Raw genomic sequence first — 25,524 nt, 5'->3', positions numbered from 1 at the left:
GTATGAACGAGCCAGTATGATGTCAATTAGAAAAGATCATACTCCGGGCCGGAAGATCCGGGGCGACAGAGATGGACGAAAGGAGACGGCAGGTGCAGCGTTTGACCATCACGATCGATGACGATCTCGTCGCCTCGGTCGACGACTTCATAGCGGCGCGGGGTTACGCGAACCGGTCGGAAGCAATCCGCGACCTCGTTCGCAGCGGCCTTCAGCAGTCGAGCCTTGAAGTGGCCGAGGGGCGCGATTGCATCGCCACCTTGAGCTATGTCTACGATCACGAGGCCCGCGAACTGCCCAAACGCCTGACGCAGGAATTTCACGATCATCATCATCTGGCGCAGGCGACGCTCCATGTTCACATCGACCACGACAGCTGCCTGGAGGTGACGGTGCTCAAGGGACGCAGCGCCGAAGTAAAGGCGTTTGCCGACCACGTGATCGCCGAGCGCGGCGTGCGCCACGGCCACGTCGTGTTCATGCCGTCCGATGTCGATGCCGGCGTACACCGGCACGACCACCCCCATCGCGCCGGCAAGAAGCGGATCTAAAGCCTCAACGGCGCTCTCCAATACTTTATTTTAATTCGTTTTCTTGACGCGGAGCGAAGCCGCTCGCGTTTTCCGGATGCGAGGCAGGCCTGCCGCCTGGAAACGCCATCGCGCCGGCGCCAGAACCTCGACAGATTTCATCAAATTTATCAGCCGGTAACAGCACGATATTCAACACGTTCTCTAACCTCGTGTTGAGAGGTGATTGTCATATTGCGTTTGGAGGGTGTTGGGATTTGACTCGAGGAGAGCCAGGAGGCTGCCATGAGTACGGATTTCAGCGTCAAGCCGGTCGGGGCACCGGCTACAATTGCTGTTGGTCAGCCTGTCAGCGAGGCGGCCGGCAACGCGGTGTCGACTCAACTGCCCGCCAGCCAGGCGGTCACCGCCACCGATCCGGGCGGCGACATCCGCAACGATCCGCAGGCTGCGGGCGAATATATTTCGCATCAGGCGTTTTTCGATCAGTCCGCGGCCGCGATCGTCTATCAGGTCGTCGACAGCAACAACGGCGAGGTCGTGGAACAATATCCCGATGACGCGACGCTGCGGCGCCGGGCCTATTTTCACGCGCTCGATCTGAGTAAAGACCAGCCTGCCAGGCCGATCGCGACCGACCTGAAGGCCTGAACTTCGGCATTCTGGCGATAGCCTCGCAACCAGGGCTTTACGCCCTGCCCGACAAGCCAGCGGCAATGTTCGAGTTGATGTCGATCAGCGACTGCAGCTTTTCCGGGCTCGGATCGGTCTGCAGCTCGATCGTCCGCTGCATCACGAATATCGCGATGTTGAGGATGTTTTGCCGAACCTCGAGCGGCTGGGGATTGTCGTTGCTTTCCGCCTCGCTCATGAAAATGGTCCACAGCCGGCGATTGAACAGCAACGCGGCGTGCATCCGCCTGTCGCCGGCGCCCTTCCAGTCCTGTTGAATTTCGACCAGCTTTCTTGCCGCCATCAGCAGCGTCTGCGCTTCGATATCACGAGGGGACGAGGATACCTGGGCCGTGCGAGCATAGGCCTTGGCTGCATTGGACATTCATGACCTCAAACGGGGGAGCTGCGCAGTCTGCTGGTTTTGTGGTTTTGACTGCCTATGTTTTGTACTTCGCTGCTTTTAAAATAAGGTTAGCGATAGCATTCCAAATGCGATGAAACATCATCGTACGCATTCACCCTGACTGTTCGCGGCGTCATCCCTCGCAAAAGATATTGAGACAGCGCAAACGCCCCGCGATGCCGCCACAGCCAAAGATGGCGGGGTTTCCCCCGCCGTTTCAATCTGTTTCTGGCGAACTGCGATCAGCGCAGCAGCTGCAGCACGCTCTGCTGCGACTGGTTGGCGAGCGCGAGCGCGGAGACCGCGATCGACTGGCGGGTCGACAGCGCCTGGCTGTTGGCCGCTTCCTCGTTCGGATCGGCGACCGTCAGGTTCGAGGCGCCGGTTTGCAGCACGTTGATCAGGCTCTTGTTGAAATCCTGGCGGATCTGCACCACCGACAGGTTCGAACCAAGACTCGATGCCGCCGTGCGCAGCGTGGTGCTGGCCTGGTTCAATGTCGCCAGCACGGTGTTGGCGGAGTTGGAATCCACGAAGTCGGTGCCGGCGGTCAAGTCCGAAAGGCCAAGACCGGCGTCGTCGAAGGTGAAGCCCTGAATCGCCAGCTTCGAGGCGCCGGTTTCGTCGAACGTCAAGTTCAGGGTATCGCCGTTCAGCAGGTTGATGCCGTTGAACGAGGAGTCCTGCGCCGTGGTGTTGATCTGCGCCATGACGTTGTTGTACTGCGCCACCAGGCTGGCGCGGGCCGCCTGCGAAGTCGGGTCGAGCACAGGATCCGGCCCGCCTATCCCGGCAAAGGCAGCGAAGGGAGAGCCTGCACCGGTCGCCGTGCCGCCGATCGTGCCGATCGTCGCCGAAGCCGCGTTGTTGGTGGTCGTGATCGTGATCACGCCGCTGGCGTCGATGCTGGCCTGCAGGTCGTTGCCCGCCAACGCCGTGTTGAGCTGGTTGAGGGTCGAGACCTGCCCGGCGCCAGTGCCGAAGGTGATGGTGCTCCCGGTGCCGGTGCCGGTGGCCGCGAAGGTCAGCGTCTGGCCCTGAAGGGACGAATCGGCCGTGGTGCCGGCGGTCAGTCCGAGCGCCGCGAGCGCATTGCCCGGATTGTTGCCCGGCCCTACGGCAATCGTCAGATTCTGCGCGGTGCCGGTGTTGATGTTGAGCTTGCCGTTCGCGTCGAGCGAGGAAACGGTATCGCCTGGCGTGGTCGACAGGGTCGCCGCATGGGCGGGGGTGATGCTGGCGGTCTGAACCCCGGTGGCGAGATCGATCGCGTCGAGGACGTCCTGCATGGTGCCGGTTGACAGCGAGACGATGGAATTACCGTTGCCATCGGTCTGGATGTTTCCGGACGGGGATACACCGGAACCGGCCGGCGTGTTGACCGGCAGCGTGTTGGCGAAAGTGATGGTCTTGCCATCGACGGTAAGCGACGAACCGGCGCTGATCAGCGAGCCGAGGCCTGTGGTGGACGCGGTGCGAGCCGCGGTGAACGTAGCACCTCCGGTAGGCGTGGTGGAGGTGGCGGTCAGTCCCAGTGACGTCAGATCCGCGGCATTGCTGGCGGTGATGTTGAGGTCGGAGCCGGTCGAACTCTGCAGCGTTACCTCACCGGCGGGAGCCGTGGTGGAAATCGAAGAAGCGGTCTGGCCGGGCGCAACGCTCGCCGTAGCCGTGGCAGTCGCACCCGTGCCGGTGACGCTGTAGGTCTGAACGCCGCTGGCAAGATCGATCGCGGCCATGACGTCGCCGACTGTGGTTGTTGACGAGGCGACAATTTGCACGGAGCCATCGGCGCCGACGTAAACGTTACCCGAGGGGGTCCCATCGGCGGCATCCCCAGCGGTAACCTTGGTGTAGCCCGTGGTCGGAGGGGTGCTGACAAAGGAGACGGTATTGCCGTTGACGTTAAGGGTGTCGCCGGCTGCAAAGGTGGAGGGGTCGCTCGACAGCGCACCAGTTGCGCCAGTAAGCTTCGTGGCAGAGGTGATGGCGGTACTCGCCGTTGTGCTGGCGGCGACGGCGCTCAGCCCGAGCGCCGCGAGCGCCGTGCCTCCGGCGCCGATCGTCAGAGCCGTGCTGCCGATGCCACCGATGGTGATCGCACCGGTACCGCTGATCGAGGCGGTAGGCTTGCCAGCCACGGTCGACAGGGTCGCCGTATGGGAGGTGGTGTCGATGCTCGCGGTCTGAGCGCCGGTGGCGAGGTTGATCGCATCGAGGACGTCCTGGACAGTACCGCCTACGGAGACGGTGACATTACCGTTGGCGGCGACCTGCACGTTTCCATCGGCGGTGTTACCAGCGCTGCCTGTGGCGGGGCTCAGGGGTGAGGCCGCGAAGGTGATGGTCTTGCCATCGACGAGCAGCGAATTACCGGCGGCAGGCGGCGTGGTGAGACCTGAGAGCGCCGTGGCCCCAGTCACCGTGCCAGCAGCGAGAGCAGTTCCCGTGACGGAGACGTTCGCATCGACCGCGGTACCGCTCAATGTACCCGCGGTTCCTCCGAGCGGTGTGGTCGCTGTCGCCGCGGTGGGGGTGGCATTGCCGGTCATGATCGCGGCTTCAAGCGCGGTGGCGTTGGCTCCGGTGGTGCCGAGCAGATTGTCGGCGGTCGCGCCGGTGATGGCGGTGGCGGTGACGCTGGACTTGGTCGAATAGCCGGTGGGCGCCTGCAGCACCTGGTTGGCGATCGACTGCGCGGTAGAAATGTAGCTCTGCAGCGAGGTGATGCCGGTATTGGCCGCCTGCAGCACCTGCACGCCGTTGCCGATCCCGTCCAATAGGTTGTTGATGTCGCTGGCGCGGTTGCTGAGGCCCTGCGCGGTGAAAAACTCGGTCGGGTTATCCAGCGCCGAGTTGACCTTGTTGCCGGTCGCCAGATCGTTTTGCGTGGTGGCGAGCAAGGCGGCGGTTGACTGCAACGAGAGCAGGTTCTGGCGAACCGAAGCCGAGAGAACGATACCGGACATGTGTCAGACCTTCCTGATTTAGGCAGCCCGGTTCTATCGGCTCTCCTTTAAATTATGGTTAACGGCAATTTAAGTTTCATGATTAACGTTTTGCTACTACGAATGATGGCTGTAACACCTTCAAAGAGTTCGCATTTTCACCGCACAACGAAAAACGGCGGGGTTTCCCCCGCCGTTTCAATCTGTTTCTCGCGAACTGCGATCAGCGCAGCAGCTGCAGCACGCTCTGCTGCGACTGGTTGGCGAGCGCGAGCGCGGAGACCGCGATCGACTGGCGGGTCGACAGCGCCTGGCTGTTGGCCGCTTCCTCGTTCGGATCGGCCAGCGTCAGGTTCGAAGCGCCGGTCTGCAGCACGTTGATCAGGTTCTTGTTGAAGTCCTGACGGATCTGCACCACCGACAGGTTCGAACCCAGCGAGGACGCTTCCGTGCGCAGCGTGGTGCTGGCCTGGGTCAACGTCGACAACACGGTGTTGGCGGAGTCGGAGTCCAGGAAGTCGGTGCCGACGGTCAGGTTCGAAAGGCCAAGGCCCGCCGTATTGAACGTCACACCGGTGATCGACAGCTTCGAGGCGCCGGTTTCGTCGAACGTCAGGTTCAGGGTATCGCCGTTCAGCAGGTTGATGCCGTTGAACGAGGAGTCCTGCGCCGTGGTGTTGATCTGCTCCATCACCTGGTTGTACTGATTCACCAGGCTGGCGCGGGTCGCCTGCGAGTTCGGATCGACGACCGGAGCCGCCGCGACCAGGTTGGCGAACGCCATACCTGTTGACGTAGCCGTGCCGGTGAGCGCGCCGATCGTCTGCGAAGCCGCGTTGTTGGAGGTCGTGATCGTGATCGCGCCGGTGGAGTCGATGCTGGCCTGCAGGTTATTGGCCGCCAGCGCCGTGTTGAGGTCGTTGAGGCTCGAGACCTGCCCGGTCTCGGTGCCGAAGGTGATGCTGGTCGCGGTGCCGTTGCCGGTGGCCGCGATGGCCAGCGTCTGACCCTGGAGGGCCGAGTCAGCCGTGGTGCCGGCGGTCAGTCCGAGCGCCGCGAGCGCATTGCCCGGAGTTGCGCCCGATCCGGCGGCGATCACCAGGCTCTGCGCCGTGCCGGTGTTGAGGTTGAGCTTGCCCTTCGCATCGAGCGTGGAAGCGGTATCGCCTGACGTGGTCGACAGCGTCGCCACCTTGGAGGTGTCGATGCTGGCGGTCTGAACCCCGGTGGCGAGATCGATCGCATCGAGGACATCCTGGAGGGTGCCGCTTGACAGCGAGACGATGGAATTACCGTTGCCATCGGTCTGGATGGTTTTGGACGCGTTCACACCGGAACCGGTCGGCGTGTTGATCGGCAGCGTGTTGGCGAAAGTGATGGTCTTGCCGTCGACGGTCAGGGTCGAACCGGCGCTGATCAGCGAACCGAGGCTTGTGCTGGACTCGGTGCGAGCCGCGGAGAACACGGAATCTCCGGCAGGCGTGGTGGAGGTGGAGGTCAGCCCGAGTGCCGTCAAATCCGCGTCGTTGGAGGCGGTGATGGTGAGGTCGGAGCCGGTCGAACTCTCCAGCGTTACCGCACCGGCGCCTGTACCGGTGGAAATGGAAGAGGCGGTCTGGCCGGTCGCAACGGTCGAAGTAGCCACGGCGGAAGTACCCGTGCCGCTGACGGTGTAGGTCTGAACGCCGCTGGCAAGATCGATTGCGTTCAGGACGTCGCCGACTGAGGCGGCGGTTGTTTGTCCGAGGAGAACTTGCACGGAGCCATCGTCACCGACGTAAATGTTACCCGAGGTGCTGGTCCCACCATTAACCTTGGTGTAGCCCGTGGTCGGAGCGCTGCTCACAAAGGAGACAGTATTGCCATTGACGTTAAGGGTGTCGCCGGCTGCAAAGGCGGTTGGGTCGCTCGACAGCGAGCCAGTTGCGCCAGTAAGCGTCGTGGCAGCGGTGATGGCGGTACTCGCCGTGGTGCTGGCGGCGACGGCGCTCAGCCCGAGCGCCCCGAGCGCACTGGTCGTTCCAGCGGCAATCGTCAGAGCCGTGCTGCCGATGCCACCGATGGTGATCAGACCGCCAGAGGCGAGCGAGGCAGTAGGCTGGCCACCCACGCTCGACAAGGTCGCCACACCGCTCGCGACCGTAGCTTTCTCAGCGCCAGTGGCGAGATTGATTGCATCGAGGACGTCCTGGACGGTACCGGATGTGGAGACGGTGATACTACCATCGGCAGCGATCTGCACGTTTCCATCGGTGGTGTTAGCATCGCCCGTCGGAGGGGTGGTGGGCACCGAGGCCGCGAAGGTGATGGTCTTGCCATCGACTTTCAGCGACGAACCGGCTGCAGGCGGCGTGGTGAGGGATGAGATCACCGTGGACGTAGTCGCCGTGCCAGAAGCAAGAGCAAGAGCAGTGCCAGAGACGGAGGTGGTCGCATTGACCGCAGTGCCGGTCAATGTACCCGCGGTGCCGCCGAGCGTCGTGGCCGTGGTCACTATGGCGGGGACGGTACCGCCGGTCAGCAGCGCGCCTTCGGTGGCGGTGGCGTTGGCTCCGGTGGTGCCGAGCAGATTGTCGGCGGTCGCGCCGGTGATGGCGGCGGAGGTGACGTTGGACTTGGTCGAATAGCCGGTGGGCGCCTGCAGCACCTGGTTGGCGATCGACTGCGCGCTGGAGATGTAGCCCTGCAGCGAGGTGATGCCGGTATTGGCCGCCTGCAGCACCTGCACGCCGTTGGCAATGCCGTCCAGCAGGTTGTTGATGTCGCCGGCGCGGTTGTTGAGGCCCTGCGCGGTGAAGAATTCGGTGGGGTTATCCAGCGCCGAGTTGACCTTGTTGCCGGTCGCGAGATCGTTCTGCGTGGTGGCAAGGAGGGCAGCGGTTGACTGCAGCGAAAGCAGGTTCTGGCGAACCGAGGCGGAAAGAACGATACCGGACATTGTTCATACCTTTCTGGTGTGAAACTCAAACTACGTGGCTCCGACCGGTCTGATCGAAGATGCGGCACGTTGGAACCAAGCCTCTAACAAAACATGAATCGGCATCGCCCGGCGGCGCCTTTGGGTCGCGCCGGCACCGCGCCAGCTTGCGCTTGCGGCGCCGCGCGATTGGAAATGACGCTGATATCATTGCAGATTTTCCTGATGCCCTGTCCCGTTTACAGAGTATTAACCATGTTCGGGAAGGATTGCGGCCGCATCGGCTAAAAAGCATTTTCCGCCTTGCTGGCGCACGAAAGACGACGTTCGTTCAAATTCAATGTGGCAACGATGCGCGTATCAACCGCGAACGGAGAACAGGCATGTCCCTCAAGGTCGAGCTCAAGCCGAATGAGCGGATCATCATCGGCAATTGCGTCGTCACCAATACGGATCAGCGCGCGCGCCTGTTGATCGACGGCGACAACGTTCCGATCCTGCGCGAGAAGGACATCATGACGCCGGAGAACGCCGACACGCCGGCGAAGCTGGTCTATCTGGCGGTGCAGCTGATGTACATTTCGCCGGACCCGCAGGCCCAGCACAGCACCTACTTCCATCTGGTGAGCGAGATCATGACCGCCGCGCCCAGCGCCTGGCCGATCATCGAAGGCATCAACAACAGCATTCTGAGCGGCGACCTCTATCGCGCGCTGAAGGAGGCCCGCAAGCTCGTGGCCCATGAGAAGAAGCTGCTCGAGCAAATCGACGCGACAGTCGGCAAGCACGCCGCCTAGAGCAGAATGAGTTTGGGTTGCATCGGTTTGGCCGCATGCTCCGTTCACCTCTCCCCGATGGGAGAGGTGAACTTCCGATACCGCCCTATAAGGGAAGCGGCCGCCTACATCGCCAAAGGCGGCGACGGCTCGACATTCACCACGGAGCCGGACTTCGATCGCTGCGCTCCGAATTCCAGCACCGCCGATATCAGCGCATCGATATCGACGGTATCGGTGCGATGATTGACGATCGCCGCCCGGATCGCGAGCTGCCCGTCGAGAACGGTCGTTGACGGCGCCGCGATGCCGGACTCCTGAACATCGACGACGATATTGCCGTTGACCTTGTTGGCGTCGGCGGCGCGATAGCGGAAACAGACGATATTGAGCTGAACCGGCGCCAGCAGTTCGAGCCGCGGTTCGGCCGATATCCTCGCTTCCAGATATCCGGCGAGCGCGCAGGTGCGGGCGATGACCGCTCCCAGCCTTTCGGTACCGAAGGTTTTCAGGGTGAACCATGTCTTCAGCGCGCGGAAGCCGCGCGACAGATCGGGGCCGAGATCGCAGGGCCATGACGATCCCGCGGCAAGGCCTCTGGTTTCCCGGCGCAAATACGCGGCCGGCGCGGCAAAGGCGTCGCGGTGCTGTTTTCCGTCGCGAACCAGCAGGAATCCGGCGTCGTAAGGCACCTGCCCCCATTTGTGAAAATCGAGCGCGATCGAATCGGCGTTCTCGATTCCGGCAAGCCGCGGCGCAAGCACCGGCGAGAGGATTCCGAGAGCGCCATAGGCGCCATCGACATGAAACCAGAGTTTTTCTTCCCGGCACAGCGCGCTCAGCGCGGCGAGATCGTCGATCGCCCCGATATCGACCGTGCCCGCGGAAGCGACGACGAGGAACGGCTTCAGGCCGGCCTCGCGATCCGCCGCGATCTGCGCACGCAGCGCCGCAACGTCGATGCGGTGACATGGATCGGTCGCGATCGAACGCAGCGCATCGCTGCCGAAGCCCGCGATATCCATCGCCCTGGTGATGCAGCCATGCGCCGCCTTCGATGTGTACGCCGTCAGCAGCGCGCCTTCGATGCCGATGCCGTGCTGCCGGACCGACGGCCCCAGCGCCGCGGTTCGCGCCACCAGCACCGCCAGCAGATTCGCCATCGACGTGCCGGTGACGAAAATCCCGCTCGCCTCCTCCGGAAAACCGAACATCGATCGCGTCCATGCGACGATCTGGCGCTCGACCTCGATCGGCATGTGATCGCGGCCACCGAGATTGGCGTTCAGTCCGGCGGCCAGCATCTCCGCCAGCATGCCGACGGCGCTGCCGCCGCCATGCACCCAGCCCATGAAGCCGGGATGAACATTGCCGGTCGCATAGGGCACGACATGGTCGGCGAACTCCCGATAGACCGCGCCGAGATCGGAAGGCTGGCGCGGAAGCTCATCGCGAAATCGCCCACGCACATCATCTGGGATCGGCGACCAGACCGGACGCTCGCGGATGTTGGCGATATAATCGAACATGTCATCGAGCATGCGATGACCCTGCGCCCGGATCTCGTCCCAGTTCTGCGGATCGAGCGTCTCGCCCGGTTCGGACTTGAGCGGTTCCTTGCGCAAAGCGATCGTCATGCCGCACACTCCTGATTTTCCCGGCTGCGGCGTTGGATCATCGCGGCGAACGCGCCGAAGATGCTGCGCATTTGGGGTGGCTTGTAAGGAAAGATGTCGGGCGGATCCATGTCATGCACGATCGCGGTGTTGTCCGCCTCGAACACCAGCAGCGATCCGTTCTTGGTCTCGGCGCAATCGACGATGAAATAATCGAGGCCGACCCGCGCGGCGATGCCGGAAAGCGCGGTCGCATGGCGGCACGCGAAGCCGATGTCGAAGCTGCGCATGAAGGTTTCTTCTTCGAGGCGTTTGCTCGCGCTTTGCGACATTGCGGCGTTGAGATACCAGATGTCCCAGCGATCGGCGATCGCCATGTGGCACGGATAGGGCCGGCCGTCGACGAATACGATCCGGTACTTGCGGAACAGGCCGTCTGCACCGGAGTAGTCGACAAAACGCGAGATGAAAAAATCCTGCTCCTGCCTGTCGGCGAGATAACGCGCCAACGCGGCGCGATCATCGAGCTTCGCAAGCCCCGCCCCGGCATGCGATCCGCGCGGCCGTACGATGACGGGAAAGGCAAGATCGGCTGCGACATCGCACAACGCGAGAGCGGAGCGGGATATGTCCGATAGCTGCGTGCGCGAGACGGCCGCGGTTTCCGGAATTTCCAGTCCTGTCATTCCGTCAAGCAGACGATACAGCTTGTCGCGATCGAGATGACGGACGAGATGCGGCGCGTTGAGCAGTGGCCGTGGCCAGCGCGCCGCGACCTGATCGATTTTTTGCAGCGCGTCGCGGCAGTCCTCCGAGTCGGAGGCGATCACGATGGCGACGTCATGATCGGGCAGCGGCGCCGGCAGGTCGAAATCCGGCATGACATAGAGCGTCGTTAGTTCAAAGCCGGATCCTTCCAGCAGGAACTCGATCGGGGTGTTGCCGCCCATATCGGTCGCGGCCGCAAGCGCGAGCACGCGCAGCCCCCGCATCTTTGAAGCGCATGGCGAACGGAACAATTGATGGGAGGCGAGGATCTCATGCTGGATCGCAAGTCCGGTGTTTTTGTCGCCGAGCAGTTGCGCGATCAGCGACAGGTCGAGCCCCTCGCCCGGCGCGATGGTGCCGCCGATCAGTTTGGCGATCAGCGTCCGCCACAGCGGATGCAGATCGGCACCGCTGGCCGACATCCGCGCCAGCCGGGCCACCCCGAGGCGATCCGCAGCTGACCCGGCCGCGACGGCTTGCGCCTTCGGCACCGAAGCCACCTCACGCCGCATCGGATACCGGCTCCGCCGCCGCGAATTGCGAAGAGACATCGCCGTGAAACACCGACGGGCCGACGTGATCGAGCCTGCTTTCGAGATCCGCCCAGATTTCGCCGCCGATATCGGTCCAGCGTTTGCAGAACGCGAAATCCTCGCTGAGATAGGTTCCGCTGCCGGGATCGATCATGCATTCGAACAGCGCAAACCGGTTCGGGCTTCCGGCGAGGTCGTCGAGCGAATGCTCGCGGAAGAATTGCAGCGACGCATAGGCGGTACACATCTTCTCGAAGACCTGACGCCGGATCATCAGGAATCCGGTTCCGGCGTAGCGCACCCGCGTGAAGCCGTTGACGACGGCGACATGATCGGGATTGTCCAGTTCGAGCACGTAATCGAGCGCCGCCGGCGCGATGTTGGGCCGCTTGTTCTCGACCGCCCGCCTCGCCTTGTCCCAATTGACGCGCTTGATCGGATAGACGGCCGCCACCACGTCGGCGCCGGATTCGATCAGGCGGAAGACCTGCTCCGGCTGGAAGCCGATATCCGCGTCCACGAACAGGAAATGCGTCGCCTCGGGATCGTCGAGGAACTGCGTCATCAGATTGGCGCGCGCCCGCGTGATCAGCGCGTCGCCGTCCCGCAGCAGCACCTTCATGTCGATGTTGGATTTGGAGCGGATAGCGCCCTGAAGCGCGAAAATGGACTTGGCGTAGATGCTGGACACCTGACTGCCAAAACACGGCGTGGCCACCACCAGGTGAATTCGGTCGGTCATGAACGGCTCCGAATGCGGAAAGCAACGGCCCGCAATCCTCACCAAACAGTAAACAGACGTGGTTAATGAAATCCTAACGGCTCACGCGCCGCCCTGCCCCAACCGTCGAAGTTCGTCGCCCAGCCGGGCGATCACGCTATCCCAATCGCCCGGGGCCGGTTGCCGGAGCAATTTCGCGGCCGGATACCACGGCGTGTCCTCGCGGTCCCTCATCCAGCGGAAGTCGGCCGCATAGGGAAGCAGGATCACCACCGGCTTGCCCAGCGCTCCGGCCAGATGCGCCACCGCGGTATCGACCGAAACAACGATATCGAGCAGCGAGATGATGGCGGCCGTATCGGTGAAATCGCCGATCTCGCCGCCGAGGTGAATCAGTTTCGGCAGATCGCGCAACACCTCGCTGTCCGCGCTGCGCAATTCGGTCTGAAGGCTGAAACATTGCAGCGGCGGATCTTCGAACAGCGCAGCCAGACGCGAAAGCGCGATCGACCGGCTGCTGTCGCTTTTGTGAATCGATGAACCGGACCAGACGAAGCCGGCGCGCGGACGTCCCGCCGGCAGACGATGCCGCCAGCGGGCCTGACGCTCCGCCGGCGCGACGAGATAAGGAACCGCGGCCGGAATGGTCCCGACCTGCGTCTTGAAGGCGCGCGGCAGGCTGAGCAGCGGGCAATGCAGGTCGAATGCCGGAAGCGGCTCGCCGGAAGCGATCACCTTGACGCCTTCGAACTGCGACAACAGCGGCTGCAGTTCCGCCTGAACCTCGCAAACGACGTTTGCCCCCTGCAGCGCCAGCAGCGGCGCATAGCGGATGAACTGGATGGTGTCGCCGAATCCCTGTTCGGCATGAAGCAAAACGGTCTTGCCGGAAACCGGCTCGCCGCCCTGCCACAACGGTGCCGGAAACGAGCGGCGGCGCTGCGCAAATGCACCGGTCTTCCAGCGCCACTCATAGGCCTGCCAGCCCGCATCGAAATCGCCGAGCAGCAAATGCGTCATCGCCGCTTCGAAATGGGCTTCGGCAAATTCAGGCGCCGCGGCAAGCGCCGCCCTGAAATCGGCGAGCGCTTCGACCGGCCGGCCGAGCCGGCGCAACGCATGGCCGCGATTGGTCAGGATCTGCGAATGACCCGGCATCACGGCAAGCGCCGCGTCATAACTCGAAAGCGCCTCGCCGGGCTCGTTCAACCGCAGCAGCGTGTTGCCCTTGTTGACCAGCGCGCCGGCATGACCGGGCTCGCGGGCCAGCGCGGCATCGTAGCTCGAAAGCGCCTCGGGCAGACGGCCGAGTTCGAGACTGGAATTACCGAGATTGTAGAGTATTTCGGGATGATCCGGCGCAAGCTGCAAGGCGTGGCGATACCACAGGACCGCTTCCTCGTAGCGGCCCACGGTATGAAGCGCGAGCCCCAGATTCGACATCGTGTCCGACGAATCGGGATTGGCCTTCAGCGCGGCGGCGAGAAAGCGGAGCGCTTCCACCATGCGGCGGCGCTGGAAATGGAGCATCCCGAGCAGATGCAGCGCATCGAAATCGTCGGGCCGGTGCTGCAGAATCCCGCTGCACAGCCTTTCGGCCTTGTCGAGATCGCCGTCGTGAAAGGAACCATAGGCCTGCCGCTGCATGCGGGACAGGTTCGGTATCCGCCCAGATGTTTTCCAGCTTGCCGGCAAACGACTTTCTTCCCGGAGAACGCATCAGCCATCAGCCGATCCGGAAGCCGCAGCGTCCGAATCAGCCTTGCATGATTGAGGCTAGCATTTTCCGAAGTCGCCGGCTCGTCAGGCTGCGCGCTCGCGGCCGTCGCGGGCGCGGCGCAACAGCATCGCTGCGAACGCCTCGAAGACGTTGCGCATTTGCGGCCCCTTGTAGGGATACAGTTCCGGGGAATCCATATTATGCACGACGGCGGTGTTGTCGGCCTCGAAGATCAGCAGTTCGCCGCGCTTGTTTTCCGCACAATCGACCGTGAAGTAATCGAGACCGATGCGGGCAGCCATCGCCGCCAGCGCGTGCCGATGGCGGACAGCGAAGCCGTGATCGAAGCTCCGCATGAACTCGGCCTCTTCATTGCGCTTGCTCTCGCTGAAGGCCATTCCCGCATTGAGGTACCAGATGTCCCAGCGGTCGGCGATCGCCATGTGGCAGGCATAGGGACGGCCGTCGACAAAGGCGATCCGGTATTTGCGGAACAGGCCGTCGGCGTTGGCATAATCGACGAAGCGCGAGACAAAGAATTCCGGCTCCGGCCGCTCCATAAGATACCGGTCGAGCGCGGCCCGATCGTCGATCTTCGCAAGCCCCATGCCGGCATGCGAACCGCGCGGCCGCACGATCAGGGGAAATCTCGCGCCGGCGCCCGAGAACTGGCCGTTCACGCGAGACGGATCGGACAATTGCGCGCGCGTCACGCACAGGGTCGCCGGGATATCCAGTCCCTCGACGCCATGAAGCAGACGGTGCAGCTTGTCGCGATCGAGGCGGGCGACGCGGTCGGGCGGATTGAGCAGCGGCCGCGGCCAGCGCGGCGCGGCGCGCTCGATCTTACCCAGCGCATCGCGGCACTCCTCCGAGTCGGAGGCGATCACGATCGCTATGTCATGATCCGGCAGCGGCGCCGGCAATTCGACGCCCGCGACGACATACAGCGTCAACAATTCGATCCCGGAATGCTCCAGCAGAAACTCGATCGGCGTGTTGCCGCCCATGTCCATTTCGGCCGCGAGCGCGAGAACCCGCAGCTTCGGCTGCTCCGCCGAACAGGGCGAACGAAACAATTGATGAAAGGCCAGCACTTCGGCCTGCACCGCAAGCCCTGCCTGCTTCTCACCGAGCAATTGCACGATCAATGACAGATCGAGCGCCTCGCCCGCGCTGGCCGAACCATCGGCGATCTTCGACATGATCTCGTCGCGCAGCGGACGAAGATCGGCACCGCGAAACGCCATGTCCGTGAGCCTGGCAAAACCAATCCGGTCCGCGCAGGCGCTGGAAGCACGATCGGCGCTGTCGGCGCAGACAATCCCCATGTCAGTTCTCCGCATGGCAGTTCTCCGTTCGATTTGCTTCGCGGATTAACCGGCCGGCAGATACTTGACCAAGGAGAGTTGAGAAAGCATTGAAGTCGCTTGATAAGATGCTTGCAAACTGTTCTGAACCGCGAGCAATTCGCTGGCTACCTGATCGGTGGAAACATCCTCGGTCTGGTCGATCATGTTCTGCATCATGGTCTGGGTCTGGGTTTGCCGGGCCGTCGCGGCCTGGATTTCGGTCTGCGCATTGGCGAAGTCGGTCTGCATTTCGGCAAGGCTTTGTTGACCAGCTTGCGGCGTCAGATTGGTCGAGATGCGCTGGCTCAGCGCATTGATCTGCGCTGCCGAATTGGTCCCCGTCGGCGACGCCGTGAAGGCGGCAAACACCGCGATGTTTTGCATCTGGATGCGGATCGCCTGCTCGTTGGCCTGCGCGCCGAAATTGATCGTCTCCGACGTATCGATGCGCGCGCTCGACGATGCCCGTGCCGAACCCGGCCCGGAATTGCCGGTGTACCACTGCACCGTGTTCGAGGTACCGTTGACGAGCGTGGTCGCCGAACCCGGCGGCGTGCCGCCGACCCGCAGCGGCGGCTGTATCGCGGTGACGGTGCCGCCGCTGAAACCAAGCCCGGCCAGCGCGGCGGAATCCGAACTGGTGATCTTCAGGCTGGAGGCATCGTCGGTATGGATCGTGATCACGCCGCCGTCGATGGTCGACGGGGTCGTGGTGCCGGTGATCGAATCGATATCACCCAAGAGGTCGCCGACGGTCGCGGTCGCGAGATCAACATAGGTGGTGCCGGACGTGGTGCCGGCAGCGGTCGGGGGCGTGGTGCCGGAGTTATAGAACTGGATGGTCGAACCGTTGACCGTGAGGGTGTCGCCGGCCGCAAAACTGCCTCCCCCCAGCGAATCCGTGCCGGCGGCACCGGACAACGCCGTCGCACCCGTGATCGGCAGCGGCGTCGGAGTCGTGGCCTGGCTGTTGACCACGGTGCCGGCGGCGGTTGCGCCGGTGACGGTGCCGCTGAAGCCGAGCGCGGTGAAAGCGTTCGTGTTCGAGCTCGTGACCGACAGGCTCCCGGCGTCGTCGTTCAGCGTGATCACGCCGCCGCTGACGGTCGAGGGAGTCGTCGTGCCCGTAATCGTGTCGATGTCGCCCAGGAGGCCGCCGACGGTCGTGGTCGCCAGATCGACATAGCTGGTACCGGTTACGCTGCCGGGAGTGCCGGGCGGCGTGGTGCTGGAGTTATAGAACTGGATCGTCGTGCCGTTGACCGTGAGGGTGTCGCCGGCCGCAAAACCGGGAGAGGGCAGCGAATCTGAGCCGGCCGCGCCGGATAACAAGGCCGTCGTGCCCGAGACCGGCACCGGAGTCGTGTTCTGGTTGGTCGCGACGCCGCCGATGGCGATGCTGTCGGTGTTGAAGAAATTGTCGCCCGCGACCACGGCCGATGCCGCCACCAGCGAGGTATTGGCAAGCGTGCTGATCGATGAGGTCAGGGCCGTGTTCAGGTTCGACGCCGTGTCGGCCGGCGTGGCGCCGATGGTGAAACTGCCGGTGGGCGCCGGCGAGGTGCTCGTCGCCGTCAACTGGACGGTTTGGCTGCTGCCGTCGGGAAGATTGAAGGTGAAGCTGACCTGATCGCCCGGATTCGGATTGGTGGCGCCGAGAGCGACCGAGATCGCGGCCGGCGAGCCGGACGGGCCGGTGACCGTGGCGCCCGTCAACGAGGACGTGACCGAATTCAGTTTGAGACCGAACGGCGAACCGGCGGCATCTTCGCCGACCTGCACCGAGGTCGTCGTCGGCTGCGAAACGACCAGCCGTCCCATGCCGTCGGTGCCGAGATCGGCCTGCTCCCGCTCGGCCATCACCTGTTTCAATCCGGCCTGGGTGCTGGTGCCGTTCATGATGGCATCGGTGGAGGCCACCGCCGGCGTGGTGATCGCGCTGCCGGAAAAAATATAGCGGTCGCCGACCTGGGTATTCAGAATGCCGACCATCGAGGAAAGTTGCGTCGCCGCGTTCTCCTGGGCGACGGACTGCCCGGTGCTGTCCAGACTTTGCGGCGACGAGGACGCGCTGCTCTGCACGGACCCGCTGATATCCGACAGCGATTGCAGCCCGGTGTTGGCTGCGGCAATGATCGTATTGACGTTGGTCATCGTCGTGCCGAAGGCGGTGAGGTTCGAGAGCTGCGCGCGCGCGGCGACCGCGAATCCTTCGTTGACGCCCATCCCGGCGTAGTTGGTGGATTTCAACCCGGTCGAAAGCTGCGTCGACAGCGTCGTGAGCTGGTTGTTGAGGTTTTGTACCGACTGGCCAAGGACAGAAGAACCATAATTTATGCTACTTATCGACATCTTCAGCGTCCTACGTTTGAGCCTGTAGCAGGCTGTTCATCATGCTTTGAATCACCGACATGACGTGAGCGTTGGCGGCATAGGCATTCTGCAACTGAATCAGGTTCGACATTTCGGTGTCGATATTGACGCCGGAGGTCGAGTTGAATTTCTCCTGCAACGTGCTGACCACGACGTCCTGGCCCTGCTGCAATTGCGTCGCCTGCGTGGCCGCATTGCCCTGCTGGCTGATGAATTGCTGCAGGTAATCCGTGATCGTGCCGTTGAAAGGCGCCGCCGTGGATCCCAGTCCGGTTTGCGTCGAATAGTTGAACGTGGCGTTGGTGAGCTGCGAAAACAGATAGTCGGACCGCGTAGTGTCGCCGGCAGCGGTCGGCGGGGATGTGCTGTAGACGCTGAGCGCCGATGGATTGTTCAGCAGCGCCGGATTGACGGTGATGCGTCCCGCATAGCCGGTCATTTGCGAGCCGCCCGCGGTGATCGCGCCGGTGTACGATGTGCCGCCGTCGGTAAACAGCGGGAGAGCGGCGCTTCCATCTTGCAGCGACGATGCCGTCGTCGTCGCCGAGAGGGCACTGACGGTCGCAGAAGCGTATCCGGCCACGCTCAAGGTGTTTCCGGACGGATTCGAGAACTGAATGCCGGTGCCGCCGAGCGCCGCGTTCAATTGCGAGACGACCGACGACATTCCGTTGGAGAAATTGACTCCGATCACCTTTGGATTGGCATTCGGCGCGTTCGGCAGCGGCAGCACCGACGAATCGGCGACGTTGACGATCGATATCTGTTGCTGGGTGCTGGTCCCGGCGGGCGTATAGGTCAGGTTGACCGTGTTGCCTGCCACCATGCCCGAGGTGTCGACGCTGAAACCTGCCGGCGGTCCGGCGACCGCGGTGCCGGCCGTGGTCGTGTCGGACAGCGAGCTCGAAAGCGTCGCCGCGAGCTGATCGACCTGGGTTTGCGCCTGTACCAGGGTCTGGTCGCGCAGCGTCAGATCGGCGGCGATCTGGCCCGAGCTGACCGCGTTGGTCGCGACCATGTCGGTGCTGGCGCCGTTCGGGAGCTGGATCGTGAGCGACCCGACGCCGGATTGAGCGGGGTTGGTGTTGTACAGCGAGTTGGCCGTCAGCGTTCCCGGCGAACTGAACGACATCGTCGACGCAAGGCCGCCGCTGACGAGCTGAACGCCGGCATTGGTAAAGACGCTGACCTCGCCGGACGAACTGGTGACCGTGCGCGTGTCCATCAGGCTTGACAGCGTGTTGATGGCGCTATCGCGCTGATCTTCCAGCGTCGCTGCGGCGGGATCGGTCGGGCTCAATCCCTGAAGCTGGGTATTGATGTTGGCGATCGCGGTCATCGCCGCGTTGGCCTGACTGACGCAATTGCCGAGATCCTGATTGACGTTCGAACGCAGCGCCTGGATGCTCTGCGTCGTCGAATTCAGCGACTGCGCCAGGTTTTGCGCGGCCGTCAATGCAACGGACTGCGAGGACGCGCTGCCCGAGCCCGTCGATATCGCCTGCAACGCCGAGGTGAAGCTGCTGAGCGCGTTTTCGAGCGTGCCCGCACCGCCGGGAGTACCGTAGACGCTCTGCAACTGGCCCAGGATATTGGACATCTGGTCGGCATAGGCGCCGCCGGCGGTTTCCGTGCGCAACTGACTCTGGACGTAGGTATCGAGTTCGCGATTGACGCCGGTGACCTCGACAGACGAGCCGATACCACCGCTGGCAACTTCGACCTGATTGACGCTTTGCGTGACGTAGCCAGGCGTTTGCGCGTTCGCGACATTCGACGACGTAATCGAGAGCGCCGCCTGGTTGGCGCGCAGACCGGACATTGCGGTTGCAAGGGCTGAACTCAAACCCATGTTTATGGCCCGCCTTGGTTCACATCACACAAAAGGCAATCAACGCGGGTCAGCGCAGCACGTTCAGGAGATCCTGAACCATGTCGTTGGCCGTGGTGATCACCTTGGTATTTGCCGAATAGGCCTGCTGGGTCACGATCAGCTTGGTGAATTCGTCGGCGATGTCGGTATTCGATCCTTCGAGCGACGAACCGCTGATCGTACCTGATGCGCCGGAGATGGCAGGCCCGGACTGTGACGTCACGGCATACGCTTCGCCGCTGAGAGACTGCAGGTAATTGGTGCCGTTGAAATGCGACAGCGTGACCTGGGCCAGATCGAGGTTCTGCCCGTTGGAGAAGGTTCCGACCACGAGGCCGTTATTGTTGATGGCGACTGACTGAAGCTGGCCGGCGGCATAGCCGTTCTGGGTAAAGGTGTTGACGGTCGCAGCGCCGCTGGTGCTGGCGTATTGCGTCAAAGCACCTTGTCCGACGTTCAACGTCAGATCGCCGAGCGCTTGGTTGTTCACGCTCACTCCGGGAATGGTGACGGCCGAACTGGACGGACTCGACAACGACCCGTTGGCATTGAAGACGAAGTTCGTGCCGGCATTGACCCATGCGACCTGCGTGCCGGTCGCGCTGGTATCGGTTTGATAAAACAAATTCCAGGTGTCTTGACCGCCCGCATTGGAGGTCAGGGCCCATCGCACTTGCAGGTTAACCGGTGTTCCCGCCGAGTTGTAAGCCGTTACCGCGCCGCCACTGATGCTTTCATTGGTGAAAGCCGTGAGGTCGTTGCCGATGACGACGCCGGTGCCGGCCGTGCCGCCGCCGGTGCGGGCTGCCGTCATCGGGTCTGTGAAGCCAAGTGCCCCGAACGCCGATGTATTGCTGCTGGAGACGCTGAGATCGGCTGCCGTGCCGCTATTCAGCGTGATCGCGCCGGTGCTGCTAATCGTGGCAGCCGGGCCGCCGGTGGCGGTAGCAATAGCGCTCAAGAGATCGCCGACCGTTGCAGTCGCCAGATCGAGGTAGGTGGTACCGGCTACGCCGCCGGGAGAGCCAGGGGGCGTGGCGCTGGAGTTATAGAATGAGATCGTCTTTCCATCGACCGTGACGGTGTCGTTGGCCGAAAAGCTCGCGGACAGCGCGCTTGGGGTGGTGATGGTACTGGCGCTGAAGCCGAGAGCGCCGAGAGCAGACGAGTTCGAGCTCGTGATCGATAGACTGCCCGCATTATCATTCAGCGTGATCGCGCCGCTGGCGCTGATGGTTGACGGGGTCGTCGTGCCCGAGATCTTGTCGATCGCATCGAGGACGTCCTGAACCGATCCGGTGCCCAGATTGATGACGGCGCCAGTGGCGGTGATGCTGGTGGAGGCGGTGGTACTGAAACTGATCGTCTTGCCGTTGACGGTGATGGTGTCGCTGGCCGTAAAACCGGAGGCCAGCGAGTACGTGCCCGCGGCGCCGGACAACAGCGTCGCGCCCGAGACCGGCACGGGAGTCGCGGTCTGGTTATCGACGAGGGTTCCGGTGGCAGTTCCGCCCGTAGTGGTGACGGTACCGGTACTGCCGAAGCCAAGCGCACTAAAAGCCGTTGTGTTCGAACTCGTGACCGTCACTTCGGGAGGGGCAGCACTATCGCTCAGCGTGATCTTGCCGCCGCTGATGGTCGACGGGGTCGAGGTAGCCGTGATCTGGTCGATTGCAGTGAGGACGTCCTGAACCGTTCCGGTGCCCAGGTTGATAACGCCGCCATTGGCGTCGGTGCTGGTGGCCGCCGTGGTGCTGAAGGTGATCGTCTTGGTGCCAACGGTGATGGTATCGCCGTTCGCAAAACCGTGGGCCAGCGAAGCCGTGCCCGCAGCGCCGGACAACAATGTCGCGCCGCTGATCGGCACGGCAGACGTGGTCTGGTTGTCGACGGCGGTTCCGGTCGTGCTGCCCAGCGCCGTGCTGGAAAGCAACGTTCCGGTGGTGACCGCTCCCGACGTTGACGCCGCGGCGGAACCGGTGACCGTATTATTGCCGTAAGGCGTGGCAGGCGTGCCCTGTACCATCGGGTTCTGGCCGAAGTCACCCGGGTTGAGGCCTCCCGCGGCCGTTATCGTTCCGGCGGATGCCGTCGTGCTCGCCGTCGTCGCAGGCTTGGTCGGAAGGTTGGCGGCGTATTGAATCGCGCTGGTCGCCTGCGCCGGCACGAAATTGTTCTCAAACTGGAGAACCTGCGAAACGCTGCCGAGCGGGTTTCCTGTTTTTGGATCGACCGAAACGCCCATCAGATAATATCCGGCGCCATTGACGAGAAAGCCGTTGGCATTGAGCTGGAAATCGCCGGCGCGGGTATAGTCGGTGGTACCGCTGAAGACCGGCTGACCATCGACGGTGCCGGTGGTGCCCTGCACCGAGAAGAAGCCGTCGCCGTTGATCGCCATATTGGTCGCAACGGTCGATGCTGAGACAGTACCTGATGTCGTTATCGTCTGTTGCGAGTAGGCAGCGACGCCTCCTGCGACCTGCCCGGTCGGCGACGACGCATCTGCAACAAGATCCTCGAAAGTCGTGTCGATGCCTTTGTAACCGATCGTCGAGGAGTTCGCGATGTTGCCGGAAATGTTCTGCAGGGCGAAAGATTGAGCCTGCAAGCCCGCCACCGCGGTATTAAGCGCATCGAAGATACCCATAACATTGTCTCCACCACGTTCGATCCGTGCGGCCCGCGGGCCACGCCGCGCCGAAAGCCGTCATCGAACAGAGACATCGCAAACGCCATGCCAAATAAAAAAATGCGCTTTATCAGCCACTTAAATAAAAACACCCCGGTCCAGGGACCGGGGTACAATTGCCGGGCGGGCAACAATTGCCGGGCTTAAACCGGTCCGTCGGCTTCAGGTCGACGACGGCGCCGCCGCCGGATGAAACGACAGCGCGAAGCCGTCCATGCAGTAGCGCAGGCCGGTCGGCTTCGGCCCGTCGTCGAACACATGGCCGACATGTCCGCCGCAACGGCGGCAATGCACCTCGGTCCGCAACATGCCGAAAGTGCGGTCTTCGCGCTTGGCGACCGCGTTGGCGAGCGGCTGATAAAAACTCGGCCAGCCAGTGCCGCTTTCGAACTTGGTCTCCGAGGAAAACAGCGGCAGGTCGCAGCCGGCGCAGGCGAAGGTGCCCTTGCGATGCTCCTTCAGCAGCGGGCTCGACCACGGGCGCTCGGTGCCCTCCTGGCGCAGGATTTCATATTGCTGCGGCGTCAACTGCGCGCGCCATTCCGCATCGGTCTTTTCGATCTCGAACTTCTCCGCGATCCGGGCCTCCGCGGATTGGGCCGGCGTGGCGCGCAGCCAACGAAACGCGGAAAGGCCGAACAGGCCGGCGAGAGATGTGAGGAGAATGCGGCGGTCCAACATGGCGATCTCCGTGCTTTGAGCGAAGCCCAAGTGTTCACCGTGTGATACGGCGCCAAGTCCAGGAAGTTACGCCCGATCGACCGGAACTTCCTCACTTTCCTGCGAGAGCCTCTTTTTACACACCCTCATTTTTGCCGCGCTCCGCTCCAGCCGGCGGCCGGCGCGTTTGCGGCCTGGTTCCGGCCTGGAGATTGGCCTTGAGCCGGCGCGCGTCGCGAATATCGTCCTGGGCGCGCGCGCGTTCCCGGTAACGGGCCAAAGCGCCGGCCGCGGCGGAAGCTCCCCGTCCCCACAGGCCGACCAGCTGGCCGGCGATCCGGCCGGTCGGGCCGCCGGCCCAGACCAGTTCGAATGGCGAAAACAGCCGCCAGCGGTCGTCGCCCACCAGGATGCTGCGCACGATCAACTGGCCTGACATCGCCGAGGTATTGAGTCCCTGACGGCCGAAGCCGCTCGTCACCCACAGGCCTCGGCGCAACTGCCCGATCTGCGGCATGCCATGCACGGTTTGCCCGGTGGCGCCGCCGAAGACCTCGGCAATCTCGACATCGCCGAGGTCCGGAAAAATCGTGCGGATCCTGCGCGCGATGGCGCCGGCAAAACGCTGCGGCCGCGCCGCCCAGGTGGTCTCCGGCGACGCCCACATCAAACGGTCGCCATTCACGATCCGGAAATGATCGACGCCGTCGCTGTCCATCACCGAGCCCTGAAACCTGATCGCCTCCTTGAGGCGCTCGCCGAGCGGCGCGGTCACCGTCGCGTAGCGCCACACCGGCAGCAGCGTTTCCGACAACCGCTGGAGCGGCGCACCGAGATGGACATTGCCGGCCAGCACGACATGGGAGGCGCGCAACCGCGCCGACGGCGTGACGATGCGCTTGCGAACGCCCGACGAGTCGATGCTGACGACCGGCGTATCCTCGAAGATCCGCGCGCCCGCCCGCCGCGCCAGCGCGGCAAGGCCGTGGACATATTTGCGGCCGTCGATCTGAAACGCCCTGGGGTAATAGACGCCGTGGAAATAGTGTCCGGTCCTGACCTCGTCGCGCACGCGCTCGACCTGCCAGCCCTCCACTTCGGTCTCAAAATCCTCGCTCAACATCTGGAGCCGGCTGATCAATTGATCACCGGCGTCGACGTTGGACACTTCGAGCACGCCTTCGCTCAACGCAATGCCCGGAATCAACTGTTCGGTGGCGTTGCTCCGCACGTATTCGGCGCCCTGCCGCGACAGCGCCCAGATCTCGCGCGCGTCCTCGAAACCGACACGCGCGATAAGATCGCCGATCGGAAGATTATACCCTGGCATCACGGTGCCGAGCTGATGGCCGGACGCGCCCCAGCCGACATGCCGGCCTTCGAGCACGGCGACGCTGGCGCCAAGCCGGGCAGCCTCGAGGGCGACGGTCAGTCCGGCGACCCCGGCGCCGACCACGCAAATGTCGGCGTCCAGATCGAACGAAAGGCGCTGGCGCTCGCGAATGATGGCGGAATCAGGCCGGGTGGTGGCGCTCGGAAACGTCTCGCTCATGAGCGTTTCTTACGGACCGGCGAGGCGCTTGTCACCTTGCCCTGAACCTCAGTCTGTACATTAATCCGCAGGCCCTTGAACGAATCGAGATTGCGCCATGCGCCGCTTGATGCTGCTGCGTCACGCCAAGACCGAGACCGACGCGCCGAGCGGCCGCGATCGGGATCGCCGTCTCGACGACCGTGGCCACAAAGACGCCGCCGAGATCGGCCAGTGGATCGCAACCCACCCGCCATTCCCCGATGCCGTGTTGGTTTCGCCGGCGGTCCGGGCGCATCAGACCTGGGAGGGCGTCTGGGCGGCGATCAAGGACGTCGCCCCCTCGCCGCATCTGGAATTGCTGCCGGAACTCTATGGCGCGGACTCCCCGCAATTGCTGCAAACCATCCGCGAAGCATCGGTGCATGATCCGCGCCGGCTGATGCTGGTCGGGCATAATCCAGGCATGCACGAACTGGCGCTGGCGCTGGCCGGAAGCGGCGACGCCGCCGGGCGCACGCGGCTTGCCGACAACCTGCCGACGTCGGGCCTGGTCATCTACGACTTCGCGATCGACGACTGGAATGATGTGGCGTTCCGCCGCGGACGGCTGGTGCAGTTCATCAGCCCGAAATTGCTAAAACAAGCGCTGGACGATTAGGCTTGGACGACTGGCCTCGGACGATTGAAATAGCCGCATCAGGCATCGGCCTTACGCCTTTGCATTTTCGAGTGAATAGCGGATTACGTTGAGGCCGCGTGTCAGGACAAGAGCGTGTCAACACAAGACCGCCGTTCGGGTTCTGGTTTAACCTGAACCGGAACGATTCCGGGGTTCGATGACCGACAGGGAGGCGCAGATGTTCAAATCCATCCTGGTGCCGATCGATCTCGCCGACGCCGATCTGGCCAAGCCCGCGATCATGACGGCGGCGACGCTGTCGCAGACCTGGGGCGGCGCGGTGCGGCTGTTGAACGTGCTGCCGATGACGCCGGTGATGCTGGCAGAATATGTGCCCGCCGATTTCGACAGCCAGCAGCGCGAGACGTCCGAAGAGGCGCTCGCCATCGTGGCGCGCGAATCCGGCATCGAGGCCTCATGTGTTTCCAGCGTGGTGCGCCAGGGCGGCATCTATCACGAGATCCTCGAGGAAGCCGCTTCCATGAAGGCCGACCTGATCGTCATGACATCGCACCGGCCGGCGATGCGGACCTATTTTCTCGGCTCCAACGCCGGGCATGTGGTGCGCTACGCCAAATGCTCGGTGCTGGTGGTGCGGCATTAGCCGAGTTTTCTGCGATCAAAAAACGGGCAGCCGCGGCAGCATCGTCACCGCCAATTCATTTGCCATCGCATCCACCGTCCCCGACAATCTTCTCTCGTCCCACGAGAGCCTTTTCAGAGCCTTTGAATCAGAACTGGGCTCTACCTCTTT

Annotated in this window: 19 protein-coding genes; 5 read left to right on the top strand and 14 right to left on the bottom strand. The window is 63.2% G+C overall.

What is annotated here, in order from left to right:
* Nucleotides 1-92 precede the first annotated feature (92 nt).
* Nucleotides 93-551 carry a nickel-responsive transcriptional regulator NikR gene (gene nikR, locus HB630_RS03975; RefSeq protein WP_213770185.1) on the top strand — a complete coding sequence of 153 codons (459 nt, stop codon included), beginning with the start codon at nucleotides 93-95 and terminating at the stop codon, nucleotides 549-551.
* Nucleotides 552-576: 25 nt separating this feature from the next.
* Here the strand turns inward: nikR and HB630_RS03970 are convergent, their stop codons facing one another.
* Nucleotides 577-726, bottom strand: a complete 150-nt coding sequence (locus tag HB630_RS03970; protein WP_213770184.1) for a hypothetical protein — start codon at nucleotides 724-726, stop codon at nucleotides 577-579.
* Between the two features lie 89 nt (nucleotides 727-815).
* Between HB630_RS03970 and HB630_RS03965 the strand changes: the two genes are divergently transcribed.
* The gene (locus HB630_RS03965) at nucleotides 816-1,181 is read left to right on the top strand and encodes a hypothetical protein (RefSeq protein ID WP_213770183.1); all 366 of its coding nucleotides are present in this window, start codon (nucleotides 816-818) and stop codon (nucleotides 1,179-1,181) included.
* 37 nt (nucleotides 1,182-1,218) lie between these two features.
* On the opposite strand, the gene flaF is transcribed toward HB630_RS03965, so the two are convergent.
* The 3 genes from flaF to HB630_RS03950 all read right to left on the bottom strand — a co-directional run bounded on the left by flaF (nucleotide 1,219) and on the right by HB630_RS03950 (nucleotide 7,494).
* The gene (flaF, locus tag HB630_RS03960; protein WP_213770182.1) at nucleotides 1,219-1,587 is read right to left on the bottom strand and encodes a flagellar biosynthesis regulator FlaF; all 369 of its coding nucleotides are present in this window, start codon (nucleotides 1,585-1,587) and stop codon (nucleotides 1,219-1,221) included.
* A 263-nt stretch (nucleotides 1,588-1,850) separates the two neighbouring features.
* On the bottom strand, nucleotides 1,851-4,577 hold the full coding sequence (locus tag HB630_RS03955; RefSeq protein ID WP_213770181.1) for a DUF1522 domain-containing protein: 2,727 nt from the start codon (nucleotides 4,575-4,577) through the stop codon (nucleotides 1,851-1,853).
* Nucleotides 4,578-4,779: 202 nt separating this feature from the next.
* Nucleotides 4,780-7,494, bottom strand: coding sequence for a DUF1522 domain-containing protein (locus tag HB630_RS03950; protein WP_213770180.1), 2,715 nt, complete (start codon nucleotides 7,492-7,494; stop codon nucleotides 4,780-4,782).
* A 362-nt stretch (nucleotides 7,495-7,856) separates the two neighbouring features.
* Between HB630_RS03950 and flbT the strand changes: the two genes are divergently transcribed.
* Nucleotides 7,857-8,270 (top strand): flagellar biosynthesis repressor FlbT, encoded by a 414-nt coding sequence (gene flbT / locus HB630_RS03945; protein ID WP_213770737.1) that lies wholly within the window; start codon nucleotides 7,857-7,859, stop codon nucleotides 8,268-8,270.
* A 104-nt stretch (nucleotides 8,271-8,374) separates the two neighbouring features.
* On the opposite strand, the gene HB630_RS03940 is transcribed toward flbT, so the two are convergent.
* From HB630_RS03940 to HB630_RS03895, 10 genes are all read right to left on the bottom strand, one after another.
* Nucleotides 8,375-9,886 carry an aspartate aminotransferase family protein gene (locus tag HB630_RS03940; protein ID WP_213770178.1) on the bottom strand — a complete coding sequence of 504 codons (1,512 nt, stop codon included), beginning with the start codon at nucleotides 9,884-9,886 and terminating at the stop codon, nucleotides 8,375-8,377.
* The gene (locus HB630_RS03935; RefSeq protein WP_213770177.1) at nucleotides 9,883-11,145 is read right to left on the bottom strand and encodes a hypothetical protein; all 1,263 of its coding nucleotides are present in this window, start codon (nucleotides 11,143-11,145) and stop codon (nucleotides 9,883-9,885) included. The genes HB630_RS03940 and HB630_RS03935 overlap by 4 nt, the downstream gene beginning before the upstream one ends.
* A complete protein-coding gene (locus HB630_RS03930) occupies nucleotides 11,135-11,908 on the bottom strand; it encodes a hypothetical protein (RefSeq protein WP_213770175.1) in 774 nt (257 codons plus the stop codon). Before HB630_RS03930 ends, HB630_RS03935 begins: the two co-directional genes overlap by 11 nt.
* Nucleotides 11,909-11,989: 81 nt before the next feature.
* On the bottom strand, nucleotides 11,990-13,534 hold the full coding sequence (locus HB630_RS03925; RefSeq protein ID WP_213770174.1) for a tetratricopeptide repeat-containing glycosyltransferase family protein: 1,545 nt from the start codon (nucleotides 13,532-13,534) through the stop codon (nucleotides 11,990-11,992).
* A gap of 156 nt (nucleotides 13,535-13,690) precedes the next feature.
* The gene (locus HB630_RS03920; protein WP_213770736.1) at nucleotides 13,691-14,938 is read right to left on the bottom strand and encodes a hypothetical protein; all 1,248 of its coding nucleotides are present in this window, start codon (nucleotides 14,936-14,938) and stop codon (nucleotides 13,691-13,693) included.
* Nucleotides 14,939-14,983: 45 nt separating this feature from the next.
* On the bottom strand, nucleotides 14,984-17,311 hold the full coding sequence (locus HB630_RS03915; protein WP_213770172.1) for a flagellar hook associated protein: 2,328 nt from the start codon (nucleotides 17,309-17,311) through the stop codon (nucleotides 14,984-14,986).
* Between the two features lie 10 nt (nucleotides 17,312-17,321).
* Entirely contained in the window at nucleotides 17,322-19,184 is a 1,863-nt protein-coding gene (flgK, locus tag HB630_RS03910) for a flagellar hook-associated protein FlgK (RefSeq protein WP_213770170.1), read from the bottom strand.
* A 49-nt stretch (nucleotides 19,185-19,233) separates the two neighbouring features.
* Complete coding sequence (locus HB630_RS03905) at nucleotides 19,234-21,855, bottom strand: flagellar hook-basal body complex protein (RefSeq protein WP_213770168.1); 2,622 nt, start codon at nucleotides 21,853-21,855, stop codon at nucleotides 19,234-19,236.
* 204 nt (nucleotides 21,856-22,059) lie between these two features.
* A complete protein-coding gene (msrB, locus tag HB630_RS03900) occupies nucleotides 22,060-22,578 on the bottom strand; it encodes a peptide-methionine (R)-S-oxide reductase MsrB (RefSeq protein WP_213770166.1) in 519 nt (172 codons plus the stop codon).
* A 115-nt stretch (nucleotides 22,579-22,693) separates the two neighbouring features.
* A complete protein-coding gene (locus tag HB630_RS03895) occupies nucleotides 22,694-24,109 on the bottom strand; it encodes an FAD-binding oxidoreductase (protein ID WP_213770164.1) in 1,416 nt (471 codons plus the stop codon).
* A gap of 97 nt (nucleotides 24,110-24,206) precedes the next feature.
* Here HB630_RS03895 and HB630_RS03890 point away from each other — a divergent pair, with 97 nt between their 5' ends.
* Together HB630_RS03890 and HB630_RS03885 are read left to right on the top strand one after the other, a co-directional pair.
* On the top strand, nucleotides 24,207-24,749 hold the full coding sequence (locus tag HB630_RS03890) for a histidine phosphatase family protein (protein WP_213770163.1): 543 nt from the start codon (nucleotides 24,207-24,209) through the stop codon (nucleotides 24,747-24,749).
* A gap of 199 nt (nucleotides 24,750-24,948) precedes the next feature.
* Nucleotides 24,949-25,374: a universal stress protein gene (locus tag HB630_RS03885; protein WP_213770162.1), complete on the top strand. Its 426-nt coding sequence runs from the start codon at nucleotides 24,949-24,951 to the stop codon at nucleotides 25,372-25,374.
* Nucleotides 25,375-25,524 lie beyond the last annotated feature (150 nt).

Source organism: Bradyrhizobium sp. dw_78, assembly GCF_018449525.1.
GTDB lineage: Bacteria > Pseudomonadota > Alphaproteobacteria > Rhizobiales > Xanthobacteraceae > Bradyrhizobium.
This window is presented reverse-complemented; position numbering and strand designations above follow the sequence as displayed.